This is a genomic window from Nocardiopsis lucentensis DSM 44048 (genome assembly GCF_000341125.1).
Taxonomy (GTDB): domain Bacteria; phylum Actinomycetota; class Actinomycetes; order Streptosporangiales; family Streptosporangiaceae; genus Nocardiopsis; species Nocardiopsis lucentensis.
Genome location: NZ_ANBC01000343.1, coordinates 1 through 2,156, shown reverse-complemented (window position 1 = coordinate 2,156; position 2,156 = coordinate 1). Strand labels below are relative to the sequence as shown.

Below are 2,156 nucleotides of genomic sequence, written 5' to 3'. Positions count from 1 at the left end.
GGTGGTGCGGCCGGTGAGCAGGTGGGTGAGGGCGGTGGTGGCGGTGGGGGACAGGCCGATGAGGGCGACGTGTTCGCCGGGGCGGATGGTGAGGTCGAGGTGGCTGATCAGGGGGGTGTGGTTGTGGGTGAGGGACACGTCGTGGAGCTCGATGAGGGGTGGTGGGGGTGGTGGGGTGGGGGCGGGGCTGGCGTGTAGCTTGCCGCGGTGGGAGAGCCTCACGGGTGTCCGTTCGTGTGGGTGGTCGTCTGGTGGGTGGGATCGTCGGGGGTGGGTGAGAGTTCTGTCGGTGTGCTCGTGTCCTTGGTCTCGGTGGGGTGTTGTGGCGGTGTGTGTTGAGGGTACGTGGGGTGGGTGGGGTTTGTGTGGCGGTGGTGTTGTGTTGGGGTTGTAGACCGCAGTTGATCCTTTTTGGGGGTTTTGTCGGTTGTGGTGTGGTCGCTGTGGGCCAGGGGCGACTCTCTCACCGCTCCCCGATGGGACGGGACCGGTGCGCCCGAGGCGACCGGTCCGTCTGGCGCGTGGGCTCCTTCCCCATGATGGCGGTGGTGGCAGGAAGCGTGGGGTAGGCGACCTTGTGGTCGTCTGGGCCGGTGGTCAGGATGGGGCCATGCGACGTGAGGTGGTCATCGTCGTCTTCGACGGTGTGCAGAGTCTGGACGTGACGGGCCCGTTGGAGGTGTTCGCGGGCGCGGCGCGGGCGCCTGAGGTGGACTACCGGGTGCGTGTGGCGTCCCTGGATGGTGGCGTGGTCACGACCTCTTCGGGGCTGGGGTTGGTGCCGTCGGTGCCGTTGGCGCGGGTCGGGCGGGTCGACACGCTCATCGTGCCCGGCGGTGAGGGCACCCGGCGGCTGGATCCTGTGCTGGTGGAGACGGTCGGTCGGGTCTCGGCGCGGGCGCGGCGTACGGCGTCGGTGTGCACGGGGGCGTTCGTGTTGGCCGAGGCGGGGGTGTTGGACGGGTTGCGGGCCACCACCCACTGGGCGCATTGTGCGACGTTGGCTCGGCGTTATCCGCGGGTGGAGGTGGATCCGACGCCGATCTTCGTGCGGCAGGGGTCGGTGGTGACCTCGGCGGGGGTGAGCGCGGGGATCGATCTGGCGTTGGCGTTGGTGGAGGAGGACGTGGGGCGGCAGGTGGCGTTGGCGGTGGCGCGTCAGTTGGTGGTGTACCTGCGGCGGCCGGGTAATCAGGCGCAGTTCTCCACGCATCTGGCGGTGCAGACGGCGCAGCGTCCGGCGGTGCGGGAGTTGCAGCACTGGATCGTGTCGCATCCGGGTGCGGATCTGTCGGTGGAGGCGTTGGCGGCGCGGGCGGGGTTGTCGCCGCGTCAGTTCGCTCGGGTGTTCGCGCGTGAGGTGGGGGTGAGCCCGGGCCGGTTCGTGGGCCGTGTGCGGTTGGAGACGGCGTGCCGGTTGTTGGAGGAGAGCCAGGCCGGGGTGGTGTCGGTGGCGCGCAGGTGTGGTTATGGGTCCGATGAGGTGATGCGTCGGGCGTTCGTGCGGGCGTTGGGGTGTGCGCCCAGTGAGTACCGGGAGCGGTTTCGGGGCGCGGGTCGGTGAGGTGTGGGCTACCGGTCCTCGGGGAGGAGCACCGTTCCTGGTTTCGAGTGTTGGGCGGCCTTCGACAGTCCGGCGGGGCGTTTGCCCGTGGCATGTGCCAGGTCCACTGTGCTTGCGGTGAACTCGGCGTCGTTGAAGGAGACCGGGCTGTTGTCGGACAGGGTCAGGTAGAAGGACACCTGCGCGCCGCAGAAGTGGGCTCTGAAGAACACCCGGCCCGCGGTGAACTTCGCGGCGTCGAAGGTCACCGGGCGGTCGGCGAACGGAGCCCAGGGTGAGCCGGATGGTCAGGACTGTGGCGGCCACGGCCGCGATGGCGGCCGACCAGGCGGGGATGATCAGCCACCACAGCCGGAAGGAGGGCCGGGGGCGGGCTTCGTGGCGGATCACCACGACCGCCGTCACCAGGGTGGCCGCCAGGGTCGCTCCCAGGAGGACGCGGCCCGGGCGAGGGCGATCGCGCTCCACTGGCGGGGGTGGGTCTGCTCGGGGTGGTGGGTGGTTGACGGCGGCGGTCACCACCCGCGCGGCCTGGTCGTCCCCCGAGGGGGCGGTGCGTCTTGGGGTCCGTTCGTGTGTCGTGCCTGGGTAG

General features: G+C 70.3%; 2 protein-coding genes and 1 pseudogene. 1 reads left to right on the top strand and 2 read right to left on the bottom strand.

The window, feature by feature from the left end; translation table 11 throughout:
* Positions 1–222 (bottom strand): annotated as a pseudogene (locus tag D471_RS39435) (ABC transporter ATP-binding protein); the annotation flags it as partial.
* A gap of 388 nt (positions 223–610) precedes the next feature.
* On the opposite strand from D471_RS39435, the gene D471_RS0112000 reads away from it, so the two are divergent.
* Positions 611–1,564, top strand: coding sequence for a GlxA family transcriptional regulator (locus D471_RS0112000; protein WP_026127645.1), 954 nt, complete (start codon positions 611–613; stop codon positions 1,562–1,564).
* An 8-nt stretch (positions 1,565–1,572) separates the two neighbouring features.
* On the opposite strand, the gene D471_RS0111995 is transcribed toward D471_RS0112000, so the two are convergent.
* Complete coding sequence (locus D471_RS0111995; RefSeq protein WP_017598837.1) at positions 1,573–1,812, bottom strand: hypothetical protein; 240 nt, start codon at positions 1,810–1,812, stop codon at positions 1,573–1,575.
* Positions 1,813–2,156: the final 344 nt, after the last annotated feature.

Excerpts from the sequence above, each read along its gene's own strand:
- D471_RS0112000 (WP_026127645.1), top strand. The coding sequence starts at position 611 with ATGCGACGTGAGGTGGTCATCGTCGTCTTCGACGGTGTGCAGAGTCTG.